Genomic DNA, 19,567 nt, shown 5'->3' on the forward strand with positions numbered 1-19,567 from the left:
TTATCGCTGCCGCTGGGCCTGTTGTTGTCTTAACCAACACTGCGCGGAGACGGCGTCAGTGACTTTTTGCTCGCGGCGCTCCTGCGCCTGGCGCAGGTCCTGTCGACGGCCATCGAGCACCAGTTCGAGACTCTTTTCCCGACGCGATTCCGCCAGCAAATTCCCCTGCAATTTTTGCGCTTCGACTGTCGCGAGCGCCTGCTCCTGCCGCTGCCAGTCGATCACTCGCTGGATATTGCGTTTGTAGAACGACTGATTGTGAAGCATGGTCGCGCTGCCCTGCATCTCCGGCGTGCTGTGGTTGACGAGGTTCGACAGGGCGTGAATGTTCTTCTCCAGGCGCTGGCACAGCTGCTGCTGAGTGGCGAGTTTACTGCTGAGATCTTTTACCGCGCGGTTGCGCAGCACATGGAGTTGTTCGAGGGTCTGAATCAGTTTACTCATCGTCGATTATCCTGCTTTCGCCAGTACGTTGAGATCGGAGATGGTTTTGTCGAGCAGCGCCGCATCCTGCACTTCCTGCTGCAGGAACCGGGTGATTGCCGGGGCGAGATTGACCGCTTTATCGGCCATCGGATCGGCACCCGCCACGTATCCGCCCAGCGGGATGAGCGGCTTGATGCTCTGGTATTCGGCGTACAGCTGCTTGAGGGTGCGCGCCGAAAGCTGGTGTTCGCGCTCCGTCACCTGGCTCATACAGCGGCTGATGGATTGCCCGATGTCGATGGCCGGGTAGTGGCCCGCTTCCGCCAGATGTCGCGACAAGACGATGTGCCCGTCCAGCACCGCACGGGCGCAGTCGACTATCGGGTCCTGCTGGTCATCACCTTCTGCCAGCACCGTGTAGATTGCGGTCATTGAGCCGTGGCTTTCGCTGTTGCCCGCGCTTTCAACCAGTCTCGGGATCATGCCGAATGCCGATGGCGGATAGCCTTTCGTGGCGGGCGGTTCGCCCAACGAAAGGGCGATTTCACGCTGCGCCATGGCGTAGCGGGTTAAAGAATCCACCAGCAACAGAACGTCTTTACCCTTGTCGCGGTAGTAGCTGGCGATGGTGTGGCACAGCTCCGTGGCTTTGATACGCATCAGCGGCGATTCGTCGGCCGGCGCGGCGACGATCACCGATTTACGCCGCCCCTCTTCCCCCAGCGAATGTTCGATAAACTCTTTCACTTCGCGCCCGCGCTCGCCGATCAGCCCCACCACCACCACGTCGGCCTGGGTATAGCGGGTGATCATGCCGAGGAGCACGCTTTTGCCAACGCCGCTCCCCGCCATTAACCCCACTCGCTGGCCTTTGCCGATGGTCAACAGGCCGTTAATCGCCCGCACGCCCACGTCGAGCGGTGCGGCCACCGGCTGACGTCGCAGAGGATGCACCTGCGGGAGTTGCTGCGGCAGTACCGTGTCGCCGGAGAGTTTGCCTTTGTCGTCAATCGGCTCGCCAAGGCCGTTCACCACCCGTCCGAGCCACTGATCGCCAATCAGCACCCCCTGCTGTTTATCGGCGGGGTAAACGCGCGCGCCCGCCATCAGGCCGGAAGGCTGTTTGAAGGGCATTAAAAAGGTTACGTCGCGATCGAACCCGACCACCTGCGCCTCGATAAACTCCCCTTCGGCGCTTTCGACCTGGCACAACTGGCCGACGGCGAGACGGCACCCGACGCACTCCAGCAAAATGCCCGCCACGCGCACCAGGCGCCCGGCCACGCGGGCGAGGTTGATGTTATCGATGGAGCGCAAAACCTGCGCGAAATCGGTGTTACTCATCGCGGGATTCCGGCAGCAGCGTCTCTTTCAGCACGTCCATACACTGGTCCAGTCGGTGCTGGCAGCCCACGTCCATTTCAGTGGTGTTGGTCACCACGCGGCATTCACCGGGGGCCAGATCGGGGTCCGCCATTAGCCCCCACTGGGCCACTTTTTCCGGCTCGGCTTCGCTGATGCGGCGATGTTCTTCGCTGTTGAGCATGACGTTGATCTGCTCGGGTTGCTGGGGCAATGCGCTCAGCGCTTCCTCCACCAGCGTCAAAATCTGCGTGGGATGGAGGGTCAGTTCACAGCGGATCACCTGCCGGGTCACTTTCTCCACCAGCTGTAATAACTCCTCGCGGCGACGCTGCTCGTAGTTCGCCATGAAGGTTTCCATCGACTGAATGATCTCATCCAGCGGATGGGCCGCGTCGAGAAACTGCTGGCGCGCCTGGGTTTTCCCTTCGGATCGCCCTTTCCGCACGCCTTCGTCAAAACCGAGGCGCAGCCCCTCCTGATATCCCTCTTCTTTGCCCTCTTCCATGCCCTGGGCAAATCCACGGTTCAGGCCGTCCTGAAATCCCTGCTGAAGCTGTTCCTGTATCGCCGCGCCGTCAGCCGCAGCGGGAATATCCTCCGCCACGCTGTGTGCCGGGCGGCGTTTACGCAGCGGCGGGAATTTGTACAGGCGCGGTTTGATCACCGCCTGTCGGGTCGGGGTCAGGGCGCTTAAGGGTAAGCTGTGCTTTTTAAACATGGTTACTCCATGGTCTGTTCGGCAAACAGCTGCACCTGAATCTCACCCTCTTCCGCCAGCTGACGGACGGTGGCCATGATCTCTTTACGCACATGATCGACGCGGCTCACAGGAACCGGACCCAGACGCGTAGTGGTGGATTGCAGCAGGGTAACCTGGCGTTTCGGCATGACGTTGAAAATGGTCTGGCGCAGTACCGGCTCGGTGCCTTTCAGGGCAACCGCCCACTCTTCGATGGAGATCTCCTCCATCAGACGTTGCAGCGTGGCTGGCGTCTGGCGACTCAGGATGAAGAACTCGTACATCTCCTCTTCCAGCTCCTCCACCACGCCCGCATCCCGTTCACGCAGCTGATCGAGCAGTTGCTGCTGGTTGGACGGAATACGGTTGACGATATTGGCGGCATGTTTGATGCCGACCACTTTCGAGCCGTGCTCGGACAGCACCGCCACGCCGCGTTCGATCAGGCGATCCAGTTCGTCAATCACGTCGCGGTTAACGTCATCGAGGCGCGCGATACGCCAGACGATTTCGTCCTGACGCTCCTGCGACAGGGCGCTGAGCACGCTGGCGGCCACGTCCGGCGGCAGGAAAGCGAGGAATACCGCCTGTAACTGGAGGTGCTCCTGCTCAATCAGCGCCGCCAGTTGCGGCACGTCGACCCACTGCAGACGCGCCATGCGGTGGCGGATCTCGTCCCCGTAGATGCCGTTGATCACGCTGCTGGCGATTTCGCCGCCCAGCGCTTTCTCCAGAATGCTGCGCAGATAGCTGCGCGAGGCGCCGTTGATACCGCTCTGCTCGCGGTAATCATCAAAAAAGTTGTTCATCGCATAGCGCGCGTGGTCCACCTTCACGCCGTGCAGCCGCGCCATGGTGTCGCTGAGTAAAATCACTTCATCACGGTTCATCTTCTGCATCAGCTTTGCGGCGGCTTCTTCGCCCACGCTGAGCAACAGAATGGCGGCCTGCTCCAGGCGGCTGCGTCCACTTTTGACGCTACCTTTACTGCTCTTGTTTATTAGGTGTTCGCTCATTGCTGTTGATCCATTGTTTCAGTACTTCAGCCATACGTTCGGTTTCGTTTTCCGCCAGCATTTGCAGGTATTCCACCTTGGTTTCAAGGCCAGAACTGAGTGGCGGCAAGTCGGTATCCTGATTGAATGCCGGTCCTGGCAATCCGGTCAGGCCGTTTTCGGTGGTGACCAGCTCATTTTCCGGTGCGTCGTCCAGCCCTTTCGCTTCAATCGCATCGATGGCAGGCGCATCGCGGCGCGCCAGGCGCTGAGCCAGAGGACGCACGCCAAACAGCAGGGTTAATAGCGCCAGCAGGCCGATACCGCCCATTTGTCCCCAGTATTGAATGGACGGGTCTTGCCACCACTTCAGCACCGGCAGGCCGTCGCCCGTGATATCAACAAAGGTCAGACGGTCGAGGGTCAGGGAGTCACCGCGATCTTTTTCGATGCCAGCGGCGTCCTCGACCAGCCGCGTCAGCGTGGCGAGCTGTTCCGGCGTCATCGAGGCGAGAGATGGCGCGGCCTGATTCAGGGCCACCGCCACGCGCAGTTTCTCCAGCTTGTAGCCGGGATGACGGATGTGGCGGATATCGCGATCGAAGGCAAACTTACGCTGCTCCTGGGTGCGGTTGGTGAGGGAGCGCGGATCGCTGGTCTGGGTTTGCGTGGTTTGCTGCTGCGTGTCAGGTGCCGTGGCAGCTGCCGGTGGCGTCACGGGACGGTTACTGAGCGAGCCAGGAATGCCCATCGCCAGCTCGTTGGTGGTGTTTTCGCGGGAGATATTCTCGTCGCTGACCAGCGGCTCTTTGCCCAGGCGCTCCTGGGTCTCTTCGACGCTGCTCATGTCCACGGACGGCGTCACGCTGATGCGGTAGTTTTCGCTACCAAACAGCGGTGTCAGCAGCCCGGCGATATTACTGGTGGTTTCGTGTTTGATACGCTCAATCACATCGCGCCCCTGGCGGATGCTGGCCATATTGGTGGTGCCCTGCTGGCCGTTCTCCGACAGCAGATTGCCCGCCTGATCCACCACGCGTACGCTGTTTGCCTGCATGCCCGGCACGCTGCCGGCGACCAGTTGGACAATCGCGGCGACCTGCTGCTCATCCAGATGTTTGCCGTAGCGTAGTTGCAACATCACCGAGGCGCTGCTCTGCGGTTTGTTGGTCATCACAAAGGAGCTGGATTCGCTCAGACCGAGATGCACGCGGGCGCTTTCCACCGGGTCGAGCGCCATAATGCTGCGCGCCAGTTCCCCTTCGAGGCTGCGTTTGTAGCGAACGTTCTGCACAAACTGGCTACTGCCGAGCATCTCCTCTTTGTCCATCAGCTCGTAGCCTTCCGGCATCACCGCCGTAATCCCTTTCGCCGCCAGCGCCATGCGCGCACGCGGGAGTTTGTTTTCCGGGATCAGGATCTGGCCGTTGTCGGGGTTTATGCGGTAGGCAATCGCCTCTGCGCCCAGAACTTCCACCACCTGCGCCACGGGAATATTTTCCTGGCTGCCGTACAGGGCCACATAGCCCTGATTGCTGCGCCACAGAGAGAAGACGATCGCCGCCACCAGCAGCAAGCCGCCTGCGGTAATCAGCCACTGGGGTTTCAGCCGCCCGGCAGGCAAGGGTAAAGCGGAGAGTTTTTCTTTTAACTTATTCAGCACGGAGGAGACCTTAGAGCGGAGTATTCATCACTTCGTCGAGCGCAGTGGTGAGTTTGTTGCGAACCTGCATCATGGCGGAGAAGGCCACGCTCGCCTTCTGCGATTCGATCATCGCACCAGCCAGATCGTCGCTCTGTCCCATTTCAATCGCTTTTTGCTTTGCTCCGGCAGAGTGCTGGACCGCATCGACGTTATCGATCGCGTTATTCAGCACCTGGGAAAAGGAGAGATTGCCTGCGCCCGCCACGTCGGGAAACGACGCACCGGGGGCGATCATCTGCCCCTGATTCACTGCGCCAGACGCTGCCATCGCGGCCGTATTGTGCATTTTGTCCAGCATCGCCTGTTGGCTGGCGTGAAGACCGATAGCGGTAATTTTGTCCATTGGTTAAGTCCCTTATGCCGTTACGAGTAGCAACCGGCATCAATGCCTTCTTCACGCATTGACGCCAGTCGATAGCGCAGCGCGCGCGGGGTGATACCCAAAAAAGCCGCCGTTTTAGATTTGTTGCCGTTGTGACGTTTGAGCAGTTCGAGGATGTACTGGAACTCCGCCATCCGGCCATGAAGCTTCACGTTGCTCATCGCGCTGGCCGCGCTCTGCTGCTCGCGGTAGGCAGGCATGACGTCGAGGTCGGGCATTTCGACGGTAGGAATCATCACCGGCAGGCCAAAATCCACCGCCGTGATCTCTTCACCGTTGCTCAGAATCATGCCGCGCTGAATAACGTTCTCAAGCTCACGCACGTTGCCCGGCCATTCGTAAGCCAGCAGCGCGTGACGCGCTTCGTCGCTCAGACGAATATTGCCTTTATGGAAGGCTTTATATTTGGCAATAAAACGCAGCGCTAAAGGAATAATGTCCTGACGGCGTTCACGCAGCGGGGTGATATGAATGGGTACGACGGAAATACGGTAAAAGAGATCCTGACGAAAACGCCCTTCGGCAATTTCCTGCTGTAAATCTTTATTGGTGGAGGCGACCAGGCGAATATCCAGAGGAATACGTTTATGGCTGCCGAGACGCTCGACTTCCTGCTCCTGCAAAACGCGCAATAATTTCGCCTGCAGCGCTAACGGCATATCACCGATTTCATCGAGCAATAAGGTTCCGCCATTCGCCTGTTCGAATTTACCGGCAACGCCTGTGACCGCTCCGGTAAAAGCACCTTTTTCGTAGCCGAATAAAATTGCCTCAAGCATGCTTTCCGGAATGGCCGCACAGTTCACGCCAACATAAGGCGCATCGGCACCTAATGCATTCTCATGAATATAGCGGGAGATACACTCTTTTCCTGTTCCGGTCTCGCCAGTAATAAGTACCGATACATTATATTTAGCCACGCGACGCGCTAATGAAAATACATTGACGCTTTCTGGTGCGCTGGCAACAAATCCATTTTCATTTTGGGCTTCATGTTCAATAACAATACTCATAACAACTCACCAACAATTTAATCAATTCATTAACCTGAAACTGCTGCACAGATATTCCGCCGCCTGGCGCGGATATTTATAAATGCATAAGTTCGATATGGGTTACGAAAGTCACCGGATACAGTGAAGCATCGGAATTCATGACTGAAGCGCAGTATATCGGTGCGGGGTGAGATGTCTTGTTTTTAATGGGTATTAAAATATTAATCTATAAATATCATAGAGTTACAAAAGTTATTAATCTTAATAAGCGCCTGTAAAATAAGGAATTAATAACCCGGACAATCTTGTGCCGATCGTCTAAAAAGAGTCTAATTCTTGTCCTTAATAAACTGTGTGCGTCTGGATTTCTCTCTGGCAGGTAATTCCTCCTGAATAGATAAAGCGGCACCGTTTTAAGAAACTTAAATTATTTTAGAACCGATTAGCGTTTTTTGTTTTATCTCTGACGCTTTACGCTTATCACTCTTTTTATGCGGAAGAACTATGCAAGCAGCTCCTCAGCGAATCAGAATCTACCCACGTCAGGCGATTCCCGACATGGTGAAGCTCGATGTGAGCAAGCTCGGTCGCCCATGGCATAAATTACCCAAGTTAATGAATGACAGCTTCGATATCTTTGATTCGCGCCTGAGCATTTATTTTCTTAAAAAATTGCGGGTAAATGTCGCACTGGAATCGATGACGTTTGCGATTGACCAGACGCATAAAAACACCCAACTTTTTTCTACGCCGCTCGGTTCCATTGCCTTTAGCATCGAGCGTTCATTACTCCTGCACATTCTTCATGACTATTATGGCCTGGGGAAAGAGAGCGGAAATATTTCACCGGACACCAGCCAACCGGTAACCAAAACAGAAGATCGTCTGAAAACAAAAATCGGGCTGGATCTCACCCGTTTGCTGATTGATAAAGAGACTTTTGGCCAGGACCTCGAAATTAAAAGCGACAACACCACCATTATTAATCAGTGGGCGTGGTGCGTCACTTTTAGTCTCGAAGGGTATGAGCACGGCAGTTTTACGCTGTTATTTGATAATCAGCACGTCGATCACATGTTGATGAATTTACGCGACCCGCTGACGGACAGCCACGCTGGCCCTAAACCCACGCCGGACCGTTCGCAGATCGAACGTCTGTTTTACAGCCTGCCGCTAAAACTGAGCGGCAAAGTCGCCAGCCTGAATTTAACCGTCGCCCAACTGGCCAAAATCAAGCCGGGCGACATCATCCCTATGAGCATCAACGATCCCGTTCCTGTGTTTATCGGGAAAGAGCAGATTTTTGACGCCAACATCGCCGAAGACCACAGCAAGTTATTCCTCTGTGGATTTAACGACAGAACCATCGAGAAGCCTTATGAGTGATCTGCAACAAGAATTGAGCCAGTCCCTGGATTTCAGCGATCTCAACCTCGGCGATATGCCGCGCGAAGAGACGGTTGAAGGCAATATCCGCCTGGATATTCAGGAACAACCTGAGACGGCGAGCGGCATCGACGACCTGCGCAAAATGGCGCTGTTCAGCCGCATTCCGGTCACCCTGACCCTGGAAGTGGCGTCGGTCGAGATTTCGCTGGCCGACCTGATGACCGTCAACCATGACTCGGTGATTGAGCTGGATAAAATGGCCGGTGAAGCGCTGGACATCAAAGTGAACGGCATTCTGTTCGGTAAAGCCGAAGCGGTGGTGTTGAACGATAAATACGGCCTGCGCATTCTGGAGTTCAACAGCAAAGAACTGGGTGAACTGACGCGATGAAACCGCTGCTTCGCGCCGTGGCGCCCGCGCTGCTGTTTGCCGGGCTGCTCTTTTCACCGCAGCTGTTTGCGGCGAACGGCGATATTACGCTCTTTAGCTCGGCCACCACCGACGGCGGGCAGGATTACAACGTCAAAATTGAAATCCTGATCCTGATGACCCTGCTGGGGTTACTGCCGGTGATGGTGCTGATGATGACCTGCTTTACGCGGTTTATCATCGTGCTGGCGATTTTGCGTCAGGCGCTCGGGCTGCAGCAAAGCCCGCCGAACAAAATCCTCACCGGCATCGCGCTGGCCCTGACGCTGCTGGTGATGCGCCCGGTCTGGACGACGATTTACGATGAGGCCATCGTGCCGTTTCAGAATGATGAAATCACCATGAAACAGGCGTTTGGCAAAGCGGAGACGCCGCTGAAGAACTACATGCTGGCGCAAACCAGCAATAAAGCGATGGCGCAGATGATGGATATCGCCAAAGTGACGGGCGATCCGCGCGAGCAGGATCTGACGGTGGTTACCCCCGCGTACCTGCTGAGCGAGCTGAAAACCGCCTTCCAGATTGGCTTCATGATCTACATTCCGTTCCTGGTTATCGACCTGATTGTCGCCAGTATTCTGATGGCGATGGGGATGATGATGCTGTCGCCGCTGATTGTGTCGCTGCCGTTCAAGCTGATGCTGTTTGTGCTCTGTGACGGCTGGACGCTGATTGTCGGCACCCTCACCTCCAGCGTGCAAGGGGTATAGCCATGGTCACGATGGATATTGCCGGTGACATCATGGCGAGCGGCATCAAGCTGGTGCTGATTATCTCGGCGGTGGCGATTGTGCCGAGCCTGATCGTCGGCCTGTGCGTCAGTATTTTTCAGGCGACCACGCAAATTAACGAACAGACCCTGAGCTTTCTGCCGCGTCTGCTGGTGACGCTGGCGGTGTTGATCATTGGCGGCAAATGGATGCTGACCCAGTTAGTCGACTTTACCGTCAATCTCTTTCACCAGGCGGCGGCGCTGGTGGGCTGACGGCCATGGGCATTGATATTCTCACTCTGATAAACCCGCTGATGGCGCTCGTTCTGCCGTTTGTGCGCATTCTGGCGTTTATCCACTTTTGCCCGGTGCTGGATAACCGCGCCTTTAGCAAACGCATCAAAGCGGCGCTCGCGCTGGCGCTGTCGGTGATTATCACCCCGATGCTGCCGGAAAAAGTGCTGCTCACCGGGCTGCTGTCGGTGCGTACCCTTCTGCTCATCGGAGAGCAGATGCTGTGGGGCATGCTGTTTGGCATGGCGATGCATTTGGTGTTTGTCGCCCTGCAAACCGCCGGACATATTCTTTCGATGAATATGGGCCTTGGGATGGCGATGATGAACGACCCAGTCAACGGCAGCTCGACCACCGTGATTTCGCAGATTATTTACACCTTTTGCGCCCTGCTGTTTTTCATTATGGACGGGCATCTGCTGGTGGTGACGATTCTGTTTAAAGGTTTTGTCTGGTGGCCCATCGGTCAGGCGATTAATAAACCGACATTATTATTAATCGTACAAAGCCTGGGCTGGATAATGTCTGCGGCGACATTAATCGCCCTTCCCACCACCTTTGTGATGCTGATTGTGCAAGGGGGGTTTGGCCTGCTGAACCGCATCTCTCCGACCCTGAACCTGTTCTCGCTCGGCTTTCCCATCAGCATGCTGTTCGGCCTGCTCTGTATTTCGATGATGATGACCAATATTCCCGACCACTATCTCAACCTGACCAATGAAATTCTGGCCAGGCTCGAAGCCGTAAGGAGCCACTGATGGCCCAGGGCGGAGATAAGAGCGAAAAACCCACCCCCCAGAAACTGCGCAAAGCGCGGGAAAAGGGCGATCTGCCGCGCTCGAAAGACCTGACCATGGCGGTGGGGCTGCTGACCTCGTTTATCACCCTGAGCAGCTTTTTTCCCTATTACCAGCAGCTGATTATGGAATCTTTTACCTCGGTGGGAATGATGGCCGGGCGGCTGGACGATAGCGGCGCGCTGAGCCAGTTTCTAATGCTCAACGTCTCGGTGATCTTGCGCTTTATCGCCACCCTCGCGCCGATTCCACTGGCCTGTATTGTGGCGAGCCTGATCCCCGGCGGCTGGATTTTTACACTGTCGAAGCTAAAGCCCGATTTCAAAAAAATCAGCCCGATCAGCGGCGTAAAGCGCATGTTCGCCGCCAGCCATTATGTGGAAGTGGGCAAGATGATGCTCAAGTGCGGGGTGATTCTGGCGGTGCTGTATTCGATGGTTCACAGCTCCCTGAATCCGCTGCTGCATCTGCAGCGCCTGAACCTCAACCAGGCGATCCACGCCGGTTTTGGCATTTTTCACCATGTACTGATCTACTTCATTTCAGTGATTGTGATTTTTGCTCTGCTCGACGTGCCGCTGACCAAATTCATGTTCACCAAAAAGATGCGCATGACCAAGCAAGAGGTGAAGGAAGAGTACAAAAATAACGACGGGAATCCGCAGATCAAGGGGCGTATCCGCCAGCTCCAGCGCCAGATGGCGATGGGGCAGATTAACCGCACCGTACCAGAAGCAGACGTGATCATCACCAACCCGACCCATTTCGCGGTGGCGCTGAAATACGATCCGAACAAAGCAGAAGCCCCGTACATCGTGGCGAAAGGGGTCGATGATATCGCCCTCTACATCCGTGAAGTGGCAAGCCAGCACCAGATTGAAGTGGTGGAGTTTCCGCCTCTGGCGCGAGCGGTTTACCACTCCACGCGCGTTAACCAGCAAATTCCGGCCCAGCTTTTTCGCGCCATTGCGCATGTGCTGACCTACGTCATGCAGCTCAAATCCTGGCGCACCGGCCAGCTTGAGGCCAAACCGAGCCTGAACAAACAGATCAACATTCCTAAAGAGGTATTAAAAACCCATGGCGAACAGTAAGTCACAGCAAATGCTTGCCATTCTCCGTCAGGGCCGCATCGGCGTACCGATATTACTGCTCAGCGTGCTGGCGATGGTGATGTTGCCGTTGTCTCCGCTGATGCTGGATATTTTGTTTACCTTCAACATCGTTCTGGCCGTGACGGTCCTGCTGGTGGCGGTAAACATGCAGCACCCGCTCGATTTTGCCGTGTTCCCGACGCTTCTGCTGATCACCACCCTGATGCGACTGACCCTGAACGTCGCTTCCACGCGCGTGGTGTTACTCCACGGCCACGAAGGGGAAGGTGCAGCCGGTAAGGTGATCGAGGCCTTCGGACAGGTGGTGATCGGCGGCGATTTCGTCGTCGGTTTTGTCGTATTCATCATCCTGATGATCATCAACTTTGTGGTGGTCACCAAAGGGGCAGAGCGTATTTCCGAAGTGTCGGCGCGTTTCACCCTTGATGCCCTGCCCGGTAAACAGATGGCGATCGACGCCGACCTGAATGCGGGGCTGATTAATCAGAAACAGGCGCGCGATCGGCGTAAAGAGGTGTCGAAAGAGGCTGACTTCTACGGCGCGATGGACGGGGCCTCGAAGTTTGTCCGTGGTGACGCCATCGCCGGGATCATGGTGCTGGTGATTAACGTCATCGGCGGGATCTGTATCGGTATCTTCAAATACGATCTTGATGCCAGCCACGCGTTCCAGCAGTACGTTCTGCTGACCATCGGTGACGGCCTGGCGGCGCAGATCCCTTCCCTGCTGCTGGCGACCGCCGCAGCGATTATCGTGACGCGCGTCAGCGACGGCGATGACGTCAGCGATGAGATCAAAACCCAGCTGCTGGCCAAACCGCATGTGCTCTACACCGCCGCCTTCGTCATGTTTATTCTGGCGATTGTCCCCGGAATGCCACACATCGCGTTTCTGTGCTTCACCGGTTTACTGCTGTTTGCCGCCTGGCGGCAGAGCAAAGTGGTTAAACCCGCCGAAGAAGAGACGGATTACGAGGCGATTACTGACGCACTGGGCCAGGATGTCGCGCCTGCCATCAACTGGGAAAGCATTCCGCTGGTGGAGCCGATTGGCCTGAATCTGGGGTACAAACTGGTGACGCTGATTGACTCGGCAAAGGGCAGCCCGCTGTCGCAGCGTATTCGCGGGGTGCGCCAGGTGGTGTCTGAGCAGTGTGGCGTGCTGCTGCCGGAGATTCGCATCCGGGAGAATTTCCGCCTCAAGCCTGCGCAATATGCAATTCATATCAACGGCATCCGCACTGCGCTGGCGGAGGTGTACGCTGAAAAACTGATGGCGATTCCAGGGGCGGAGCTGTACGGCGAAATCGACGGCGTGCTGGATACGGATCCGGCGTACGGCATGGCGATCGTCTGGATCGACCCGGAACAGAAAGCCAATGCATTAAATCTGGGTTATCAGGTGGTGGACTGCGCCAGCGTGGTCGCGACGCACGTCAATAAAGTCGCCCGCGAGCATCTGCCGGAGCTGTTTAATTACGACGATATTACCCATCTGCACGCCCGTCTGGCGCAACAGGCGCCGAAGCTGGCGGAGGATCTGTCGAACGCCCTCAACTTTAGTCTGCTGCTGCGGATTTACCGCCAGCTGCTGCTGGAGCAAGTGTCGCTGAAAGATATCGTCACCATCGCCTCGACGCTGCTGGAAAGCTCGGCAGTGACTAAAGATCCGATCCTGCTGACCTCCGACGTGCGTTACGCCCTGCGTCGCGCCATTATTCATAATATCAACGGTGACCGGCAGAAGCTGGCGGCCTATACCATTGATAACGCGCTGGAGAATATGCTGCTGGGCGCGCTAAATCAGTCTCAACAGAGTGGAAAAGTGGCGCTGGATAGCTTCCCGGTCGACCCGAACATTCTGACGCAGCTGCAGAACACGATGCCGATTATTCAGGAGCAGATGAAAGCGAAAGGGATGCCACCGCTGCTGCTGGTGACGCCGCAGCTGCGACCATTGATTTCACGCTATGGGCGTCTATTTGCCAGCAATTTGAATGTACTGTCGTATAACGAGGTACCGGATGACAGTGATTTGACGATTGTGGGGACGTTGTCGTAGTCAGTGATGAATGCCCGGCGGCACTGCGTGAGTGGTGTTGTCAGCCGGGCAAGCGCTGCGTTACCCGGCATTTCCTGCCAGTTAATCATCCAAAAAACGCAGTTTCCATCCGGCGAGGGTGCGCGGCATATGACGCTGATCGCTACCGTCGGTGCTGTAATAGCTGAACATCAGGCCACCCCCCTTCGCTGGCGAAATCAGCCCGGCCCAGATTTCCCCTTTCGGCGTGTACATCACGATAGCCGTGTGTTTATTTGCCGCGCCTTGCACCCACATGGAGATCACGCGGGCACCGATGTTGTCGATATCATTCTGATAAATATAGACGTTCGCGCTGTTGACGAAGTTCTGGTAATCGTCGCCGACCAGCGCGCGGAATTTGTCGTCGAGGGCGGCATCCTGGAAGATCCCGAGGGTGAGCAGCGTCGCTTTGGGGCGCGGATCGTGTTCCGCCATCTGATAAGCGCCATCGAGAAATACCCCGGCTGGCATCGACATGCGGCAGCCCCAGTCGGAGTTACTGTAAACCTGGAGGGAGCCGTCGTGTTTGGGGATCAGCAGCAGTTTGCAGTTATTGGTGTCCACCACCTTTTCGACCACCAGCATCCCGTAGAGTTTGCGCGCCTCGGCGGTGAATTCATCTTTGTTTAACCCCGCCCAGGCACGAATATCCAGCGTCTCGCTCCACTGGGCACTGCGACTGAACTGGATCACCCCGCCGCTCATATTGGGTGCCAGCATGTTCCACCATTTGCCTTCCCACTTAAAATCGCGGTTAACGTTGGAAATGCCACTGATCCCGGCGTAGTACGCACGTTCAATGCAGACGGCAGTTGTGCATTTTTCCAGCAGTTTTTCCCAGTGGAGATACTCTTTATCGTTCGCCGCCAGACCATCCTGATGAATCGCCTGCTGATAAACCACCGACAGGGTGCTGTCGAGCCAGTGCAAGTTGTCGTTATTACAGATGGTGTTTTCCAGCGGGGTGACGGCGCGCTGGCAGTTCACGGCCATCGCACTGCCACTTAACATTAACGTGAGGCAAAACAGAAAACGGCAAAAGCGAGGGATCATATTTGTTCAACTTTCATCCAATAATAGAGCTATTGTGGCGAATGGATCAGCGCTTTGCAATATAAACCCATTCACGATAACTATATGAATAGAAAATGAAAATGAAGTGTTAAGTTCTGTTTGTATTTTGTCGCATTAAAAGAGGGGATGTATAATTTATGGATGCTTAATGATGAAAATTGATAGTAGCAATCTAACCATGGCGACGGTGGCAGCTTACGGTTCACAGATGGAATCCTCGCGAAGCCCATTAGGGACCAGACGTTCTAGCGGCAATGCCTGCCCACAAAGTGGTTACTGGCAAATAGATAATCCTGCAGTCACTAACGTGGTTAATGTGAAAAAGGGCGACACGATGCCCTGGCAAAATGGTTATCCGGTTAACTGGAAATTGATTGAGTATGATTTGAAAAACGAATAATTCATTTCTTTTGCTATGGCTGGGAAATTGCTTTTCCGCTTATCCAGGAAATAAAATTTCCCTCCCCCCCCTCACAATAATCATTGAATCAACATCACAGCAACATTTACCCCTTTTCCTAATACTTCGTAAAATAAATATTCCCGCGTAGAAAGTGTTAATTCTATAAGTATTGTCAACGCATGAAAAGAAGTTGAGTTAATTTCATTATAAACAACAAGTTAACATGTATATATGTAAACAAAAGATCGTTTTAATCTATCAATACCTCGATTTCGATCGATATTAACAAATAGATCTCCTTACGTTCCATTCATTGACCGCATCGATCGATAACCATTATTCGATCGGCTTTGACAATTAAAAAATGAGCATGTACCCTTCCCACAAATCGAATTTCTCTCGTCGTTGTTAATTAATTGTTAGGATTATTCATCCTCTTATTTAGCGACAATTCACCCCTGTTACCAGGCATGTTTTGCGCTTTTTTTCTATTTCTATCTCTTATTGTTTATAGCCTGTACGATCCGGAGTACACAGTGATCAAAAGTTTGAATTTCAGAAGGCCGTTGAATATTTGTTTTTCCGCGATGGCTTTTACCCTCATTTTAGTTTGTCTTATGATCACCCTGGCACAGTGGACAGATATTAAAGATTCGTATAAAAGGCTGAACAATTATTACGTCAACAATATGGCGTCCTTTTTTGATAAATATCTGAGTGGATATGAAGATATCCTCAGAGAGATGGCGCGCGTCGCCGCCGATCAGCATAAGTTTAGCCATATCGAAGAGACGGATTTACCCCTGCGAAACTGGTTAATTGAGCGCCTGCGCATCATGCCGGATGCGGTGTCTATTATTCATGCCGATGATGACGGGCATTTCATTCGCCTGCCCTACACGGGCGCGCTCAGCAAGAAAAACATCAACTGGGACCCACGTCAGGCCGCCTGGTTTACGATTGCTGTGGAAGATACCGAGGTCGCCCACTACACCATTAACACCGATCCTTTTACCGGAAAAGAACAGGTCCTGACGATATCACTTCCCATTATCAACGGCGAGGATGGTTCGAACGACGGCGTGCTGGCCCTCAATCTGGATGTGGAAAAAAGCGAAGAAATTCTCATTAATTCTCTGCCGCCGATGAAGAGCAAAACCTTCCTGATGAGCCGACGCGGTAAAGTCATCATTAACCCGGGTCACGCTATCGAGCCAGACACCTTAAAGGCGATCGCCGATCACGCCCGAGAGTATCGCGGGGATTTTTACTTCAACAGGCATTACTATTTCTATCGTGCCATCTCACCACAAGGATGGTTTGTCGTTCAGCAGGTGGCTGAACATGAGATGAACCAATTGGTGCTGCACGAAAGTATCAAAGTGACTTATGGAATGGCCTTTGCGCTGGTGGTGCTGCTTTTCTGCTGGTGGGCATCCCGGGCGGCGCTGAATACGATTTATATGCGTATCGCCAATGGGATCAGAAACGGTGCAATTAAGCCTACCGCTGTAGAAGAACTGCTATTTGATGAGATCCATAGTGCGAGGCTGCGTCAGGAACAGATTGAGCATGATGCGCTGACCGATGGCCTGACCGGTCTCGGAAATCGCCGCGCCTTTGACCATGACATCGAAGAGTACAATGGGCAAAACAATACCCATATCGCGATGATCGACATCGATAATTTCAAAACCGTCAATGACACCTGGGGCCACATGACCGGCGATATGGTGCTTAAAACCACTGCCGAAATCGGGCTACGCCTGCGCGGGCTGGAAACTATCACACTCTATCGCTACGGCGGTGAAGAAATTGCCGTGTTGTTCAAGGATGTTTCCATCGAAAAGGCGCAAAGCTATCTCGAAAAATGGCGAATTACGTTGAATACCAGAAGTTTCCGCGAAAAAGATCTGCGAGTTTCGTTCAGTGCCGGACTGTGCAAAATGGGGGATAGCTCGGTCTCTGAGGTCATCGCTCAGGCCGATAAGCTGCTCTATCAGGCGAAAAAAACCGGGAAAAATAAGGTCCTGACCGGTTAACTTGCCAACGCCGCAATATGTCCCCGCCGGTTTAAGTCTGACATGCGTTGTGTCGTTTTAAACGGGTAACCTTTTGGCTATGAGGCTGGTATGGAAAAAAGTACACATTTTGTCGTTCAGAGTGTCGAAAAAAACAGGCTCGATGCTGGCATCGATTTTGTCATTCAACCTATTTTCGATCTCTCGCGCTTCGTCTGCATTGGCGGCGAGGTGCTGGTGCGCGGCACCCATCGGCGCAATATTGTTCCGCCAAACCTCTTTATTCGTCAACTGGAAGAGACGGGTGGGATCGTGCCAATGGGCGATTACGTTATGGCTCAGGCGTTTGCATTTATCGCCAGGAAGCAGCAGGCATTGCGAGAAAACCAGCTCTTCACACTGAATATTTCTCAGATTCAGTTGAACGACAGCGCTTTTGCCGCGCGCGCCATTAACCTGCTGCAACAAAACCATCTGCCTCCACGAAACTTCGTTTTTGAAATTACGGACAGCGTCGATTGCCCGGAACCCGCCATTCGCCAAAACCTCGAACAGCTGAGCCACGCGGGCATTCAGCTCGCCTGGGACGGAATTAACGGCCTGGAGAGGCTGCACGCCAGGCTCGCCGTCTGGACAACCGACTACATTAAACTGGACAAAAGCTGTCTTGCCGCAGCGAATCTCGACAACACCTGTTTGATGCTGGACGATATCAATAAAAGAGATATCGACGTAATTATCGAAGGCGTTGAAAACTATACCCATGTCTCCACCATGCTGCGTCACGGAGTGAAATATGGACAAGGTTTTCTCTTCTCTCGGCCTCTCAGCAAAGAGCATTTTCACCAGGAATATATGCAGCCCGAACGCTAACAGACTGCCTGCCCGACCATGCGTATAAGAAAATAATCCTCATGTATCAGCAATATCTTCTTCGAACAAAAAAGAACAGAGTCATCATTTCATGTATGGCCTTTGTGCTGACATTCGTTGTGACCGCGATGATTGCGCTGGCCAGCATGTATAACCATCAGAAAAAAAATAGTGAGAATGAGGCACCCGTTTATATCCAGGCAGACCATGAGCCCCGGTTGAATCACACGTTAAAGGCCATGGCGACATCCTGGATTTCTGTCAGTTTTATCCTTGCGATGTCCTGTATTATGGCGGGCGTCGTCTGGCGACTGGCGGTGCGTCGCCACTCTCTTTATCACCAGCTGGCCAATGCGATTCGGCAGCGTAAGATCCACCCGCATTATCAGCCGCTGATTTGCGCCCATACCAATGTCGTCTCAGGCGCGGAGATCCTCGCTCGCTGGCGTCATCATGAGTTGGGGTTTATTCCACCGGACCTGTTTATCCCGGTGGCGGAGCGCACGGCGTTGATTATCGATTTAACGGAAAGCCTGCTGGAGCAAGTGGTGAAGGATATTCAGCAAGGCACAATGACGCTCCAGCCTGGGTTTAACCTTAATCTCAATATCAGCTACAGCCATTTGACGGATGACGCCTTCGATGCCTTTGTAGACCGCTGGGCACCGGTTTTGGCGGCACAGGGCCTGACGCTGGTCTTTGAAATTACCGAGCGCGAAAACATTGATATTGGCGAGGCGATGGCGAGGAAGGTAACCCGCATAAAAAGTAGTGGCATCAAGATTGCGCTGGATGATTTCGGCACCGGCTTTTCGAATCTGGCGTTTATTGCCAACCTTAGCCCCGACTACATCAAAATCGACCGCATGTTTGTCCGTCAGATCACGCGCGATAACGCCACGCCGCTGATTGACTGCGTGATTGATATGGCGAAAAGAATGAACATTCTCACCACCGCAGAAGGCGTGGAGTATGACTATCAGGTGGAGTATCTGAAGGCGAATCAGATCGACTGTTTACAGGGTTATTTCTATGCAAAACCGCTCGCATTTGGTGATTTTGTGACATTTTTAAGAAATTACGCCGCCAGGTAAAAACAAAAAGCCCCGAAAGGGGCTTTTTTAATACTGATGTCTGCAAACCTTAGAACGGGATATCGTCGTCGAAATCCATTGGTGGTTCATTAGACGGTGCTGGAGCAGACTGCTGCTGCGGACGAGACTGCGCGCCGCCGCTGAACTGATTGCCGCCCTGTGGCTGCTGAGGCTGACCCCAGCTACCCTGCTGCTGCTGGCCGCCGCCTGCAGGTGCGCCACCGCCCTGACGGCCACCCAGCATCTGCATGGTGCCGCCGACGTTTACCACAACTTCAGTGGTGTACTTTTCTGCACCGGACTGATCGGTCCATTTACGGGTACGAAGCTGACCTTCGATATACACCTGAGAACCTTTACGCAGATATTCACCAGCCACTTCTGCCAGTTTGCCGAACAACACAACGCGGTGCCATTCAGTCTGCTCTTTCATCTCACCGGTCGCTTTATCACGCCAGGATTCGGAAGTAGCCAGCGTAATGTTGGCAACTGCGCCACCACTCGGCATGTAGCGTACTTCCGGGTCCTGGCCCAGATTACCGACGAGAATCACCTTGTTTACGCCTCTGCTGGCCATGATCGTGTCTCCTGAATACGTTTCTTAATAGTGTAAGCGCGCGAGTGTACCATTTCCACGGCACATTTTGATAGCTGCGACGGTGATTCCAGACAACT

20 protein-coding genes are annotated in these 19,567 nt (G+C 54.1%); 11 read left to right on the top strand and 9 right to left on the bottom strand.

Annotation, left to right across the window (positions count from 1 at the left end; translation table 11 throughout):
* Genes fliJ through OVA10_RS04550 form a run of 7 tightly spaced genes read right to left on the bottom strand, consistent with a single transcriptional unit; the run spans position 1 to position 6,625 of the window.
* Positions 1-444 (bottom strand): flagellar export protein FliJ, encoded by a 444-nt coding sequence (gene fliJ / locus OVA10_RS04520; RefSeq protein WP_100778031.1) that lies wholly within the window; start codon positions 442-444, stop codon positions 1-3.
* 6 nt (positions 445-450) lie between these two features.
* A complete protein-coding gene (gene fliI, locus OVA10_RS04525; protein WP_100778032.1) occupies positions 451-1,770 on the bottom strand; it encodes a flagellar protein export ATPase FliI in 1,320 nt (439 codons plus the stop codon).
* Entirely contained in the window at positions 1,763-2,509 is a 747-nt protein-coding gene (gene fliH / locus OVA10_RS04530) for a flagellar assembly protein FliH (protein ID WP_129036123.1), read from the bottom strand. The genes fliI and fliH overlap by 8 nt, the downstream gene beginning before the upstream one ends.
* 2 nt (positions 2,510-2,511) lie before the next feature.
* Complete coding sequence (locus tag OVA10_RS04535) at positions 2,512-3,546, bottom strand: flagellar motor switch protein FliG (RefSeq protein WP_100778034.1); 1,035 nt, start codon at positions 3,544-3,546, stop codon at positions 2,512-2,514.
* Positions 3,515-5,188 (bottom strand): flagellar basal-body MS-ring/collar protein FliF, encoded by a 1,674-nt coding sequence (fliF, locus tag OVA10_RS04540; protein ID WP_268195492.1) that lies wholly within the window; start codon positions 5,186-5,188, stop codon positions 3,515-3,517. The genes OVA10_RS04535 and fliF overlap by 32 nt, the downstream gene beginning before the upstream one ends.
* A 10-nt stretch (positions 5,189-5,198) precedes the next feature.
* Complete coding sequence (gene fliE, locus OVA10_RS04545) at positions 5,199-5,573, bottom strand: flagellar hook-basal body complex protein FliE (RefSeq protein WP_100778036.1); 375 nt, start codon at positions 5,571-5,573, stop codon at positions 5,199-5,201.
* A gap of 20 nt (positions 5,574-5,593) precedes the next feature.
* Positions 5,594-6,625: a sigma-54 interaction domain-containing protein gene (locus OVA10_RS04550; protein WP_100778037.1), complete on the bottom strand. Its 1,032-nt coding sequence runs from the start codon at positions 6,623-6,625 to the stop codon at positions 5,594-5,596.
* 486 nt (positions 6,626-7,111) lie between these two features.
* On the opposite strand from OVA10_RS04550, the gene OVA10_RS04555 reads away from it, so the two are divergent.
* The 7 genes from OVA10_RS04555 to OVA10_RS04585 are packed head-to-tail and all read left to right on the top strand — an operon-like array spanning position 7,112 to position 13,406.
* A complete protein-coding gene (locus tag OVA10_RS04555; protein WP_268195495.1) occupies positions 7,112-7,993 on the top strand; it encodes a FliM/FliN family flagellar motor switch protein in 882 nt (293 codons plus the stop codon).
* The gene (locus OVA10_RS04560) at positions 7,986-8,387 is read left to right on the top strand and encodes a FliM/FliN family flagellar motor switch protein (protein ID WP_100778039.1); all 402 of its coding nucleotides are present in this window, start codon (positions 7,986-7,988) and stop codon (positions 8,385-8,387) included. Before OVA10_RS04555 ends, OVA10_RS04560 begins: the two co-directional genes overlap by 8 nt.
* Positions 8,384-9,136, top strand: coding sequence for a flagellar type III secretion system pore protein FliP (gene fliP / locus OVA10_RS04565; protein ID WP_100778040.1), 753 nt, complete (start codon positions 8,384-8,386; stop codon positions 9,134-9,136). Before OVA10_RS04560 ends, fliP begins: the two co-directional genes overlap by 4 nt.
* A 2-nt stretch (positions 9,137-9,138) precedes the next feature.
* A complete protein-coding gene (gene fliQ, locus OVA10_RS04570; protein WP_100778041.1) occupies positions 9,139-9,411 on the top strand; it encodes a flagellar biosynthesis protein FliQ in 273 nt (90 codons plus the stop codon).
* A 5-nt stretch (positions 9,412-9,416) separates the two neighbouring features.
* Entirely contained in the window at positions 9,417-10,190 is a 774-nt protein-coding gene (gene fliR / locus OVA10_RS04575) for a flagellar biosynthetic protein FliR (RefSeq protein WP_100778042.1), read from the top strand.
* A complete protein-coding gene (gene flhB / locus OVA10_RS04580) occupies positions 10,187-11,323 on the top strand; it encodes a flagellar biosynthesis protein FlhB (RefSeq protein WP_416079560.1) in 1,137 nt (378 codons plus the stop codon). The genes fliR and flhB overlap by 4 nt, the downstream gene beginning before the upstream one ends.
* On the top strand, positions 11,310-13,406 hold the full coding sequence (locus OVA10_RS04585; RefSeq protein ID WP_268195498.1) for a flagellar biosynthesis protein FlhA: 2,097 nt from the start codon (positions 11,310-11,312) through the stop codon (positions 13,404-13,406). Before flhB ends, OVA10_RS04585 begins: the two co-directional genes overlap by 14 nt.
* Positions 13,407-13,487: 81 nt before the next feature.
* Here the strand turns inward: OVA10_RS04585 and OVA10_RS04590 are convergent, their stop codons facing one another.
* Positions 13,488-14,420, bottom strand: a complete 933-nt coding sequence (locus OVA10_RS04590; RefSeq protein ID WP_231276871.1) for a lysozyme inhibitor LprI family protein — start codon at positions 14,418-14,420, stop codon at positions 13,488-13,490.
* Between the two features lie 229 nt (positions 14,421-14,649).
* On the opposite strand from OVA10_RS04590, the gene OVA10_RS04595 reads away from it, so the two are divergent.
* The 4 genes from OVA10_RS04595 (at position 14,650) to OVA10_RS04610 (ending at position 18,892) form a co-directional block, all read left to right on the top strand.
* A complete protein-coding gene (locus OVA10_RS04595; RefSeq protein WP_181827175.1) occupies positions 14,650-14,901 on the top strand; it encodes a hypothetical protein in 252 nt (83 codons plus the stop codon).
* Between the two features lie 419 nt (positions 14,902-15,320).
* Positions 15,321-16,946 carry a sensor domain-containing diguanylate cyclase gene (locus OVA10_RS04600; RefSeq protein WP_142503713.1) on the top strand — a complete coding sequence of 542 codons (1,626 nt, stop codon included), beginning with the start codon at positions 15,321-15,323 and terminating at the stop codon, positions 16,944-16,946.
* Positions 16,947-17,036: 90 nt separating this feature from the next.
* Positions 17,037-17,798 carry an EAL domain-containing protein gene (locus tag OVA10_RS04605; protein WP_123429867.1) on the top strand — a complete coding sequence of 254 codons (762 nt, stop codon included), beginning with the start codon at positions 17,037-17,039 and terminating at the stop codon, positions 17,796-17,798.
* A gap of 239 nt (positions 17,799-18,037) precedes the next feature.
* Positions 18,038-18,892 carry an EAL domain-containing protein gene (locus tag OVA10_RS04610; protein ID WP_268195501.1) on the top strand — a complete coding sequence of 285 codons (855 nt, stop codon included), beginning with the start codon at positions 18,038-18,040 and terminating at the stop codon, positions 18,890-18,892.
* 49 nt (positions 18,893-18,941) lie between these two features.
* Here the strand turns inward: OVA10_RS04610 and ssb1 are convergent, their stop codons facing one another.
* Positions 18,942-19,469: a single-stranded DNA-binding protein SSB1 gene (ssb1, locus tag OVA10_RS04615; protein ID WP_100778048.1), complete on the bottom strand. Its 528-nt coding sequence runs from the start codon at positions 19,467-19,469 to the stop codon at positions 18,942-18,944.
* Positions 19,470-19,567 lie beyond the last annotated feature (98 nt).

The organism is Lelliottia sp. SL45, assembly GCF_026672535.1.
GTDB lineage: Bacteria > Pseudomonadota > Gammaproteobacteria > Enterobacterales > Enterobacteriaceae > Enterobacter > Enterobacter nimipressuralis.

Excerpts from the sequence above, each read along its gene's own strand:
- fliJ (WP_100778031.1), bottom strand. The coding sequence starts at position 444 with ATGAGTAAACTGATTCAGACCCTCGAACAACTCCATGTGCTGCGCAAC.
- fliI (WP_100778032.1), bottom strand. The coding sequence starts at position 1,770 with ATGAGTAACACCGATTTCGCGCAGGTTTTGCGCTCCATCGATAACATC.
- fliH (WP_129036123.1), bottom strand. The coding sequence starts at position 2,509 with ATGTTTAAAAAGCACAGCTTACCCTTAAGCGCCCTGACCCCGACCCGA.
- OVA10_RS04535 (WP_100778034.1), bottom strand. The coding sequence starts at position 3,546 with ATGAGCGAACACCTAATAAACAAGAGCAGTAAAGGTAGCGTCAAAAGT.
- fliE (WP_100778036.1), bottom strand. The coding sequence starts at position 5,573 with ATGGACAAAATTACCGCTATCGGTCTTCACGCCAGCCAACAGGCGATG.
- OVA10_RS04550 (WP_100778037.1), bottom strand. The coding sequence starts at position 6,625 with ATGAGTATTGTTATTGAACATGAAGCCCAAAATGAAAATGGATTTGTT.
- OVA10_RS04555 (WP_268195495.1), top strand. The coding sequence starts at position 7,112 with ATGCAAGCAGCTCCTCAGCGAATCAGAATCTACCCACGTCAGGCGATT.
- OVA10_RS04560 (WP_100778039.1), top strand. The coding sequence starts at position 7,986 with ATGAGTGATCTGCAACAAGAATTGAGCCAGTCCCTGGATTTCAGCGAT.
- fliP (WP_100778040.1), top strand. The coding sequence starts at position 8,384 with ATGAAACCGCTGCTTCGCGCCGTGGCGCCCGCGCTGCTGTTTGCCGGG.
- fliQ (WP_100778041.1), top strand. The coding sequence starts at position 9,139 with ATGGTCACGATGGATATTGCCGGTGACATCATGGCGAGCGGCATCAAG.
- fliR (WP_100778042.1), top strand. The coding sequence starts at position 9,417 with ATGGGCATTGATATTCTCACTCTGATAAACCCGCTGATGGCGCTCGTT.
- OVA10_RS04585 (WP_268195498.1), top strand. The coding sequence starts at position 11,310 with ATGGCGAACAGTAAGTCACAGCAAATGCTTGCCATTCTCCGTCAGGGC.
- OVA10_RS04590 (WP_231276871.1), bottom strand. The coding sequence starts at position 14,420 with ATGGCCGTGAACTGCCAGCGCGCCGTCACCCCGCTGGAAAACACCATC.
- OVA10_RS04595 (WP_181827175.1), top strand. The coding sequence starts at position 14,650 with ATGATGAAAATTGATAGTAGCAATCTAACCATGGCGACGGTGGCAGCT.
- OVA10_RS04605 (WP_123429867.1), top strand. The coding sequence starts at position 17,037 with ATGGAAAAAAGTACACATTTTGTCGTTCAGAGTGTCGAAAAAAACAGG.
- OVA10_RS04610 (WP_268195501.1), top strand. The coding sequence starts at position 18,038 with ATGGCGACATCCTGGATTTCTGTCAGTTTTATCCTTGCGATGTCCTGT.
- ssb1 (WP_100778048.1), bottom strand. The coding sequence starts at position 19,469 with ATGGCCAGCAGAGGCGTAAACAAGGTGATTCTCGTCGGTAATCTGGGC.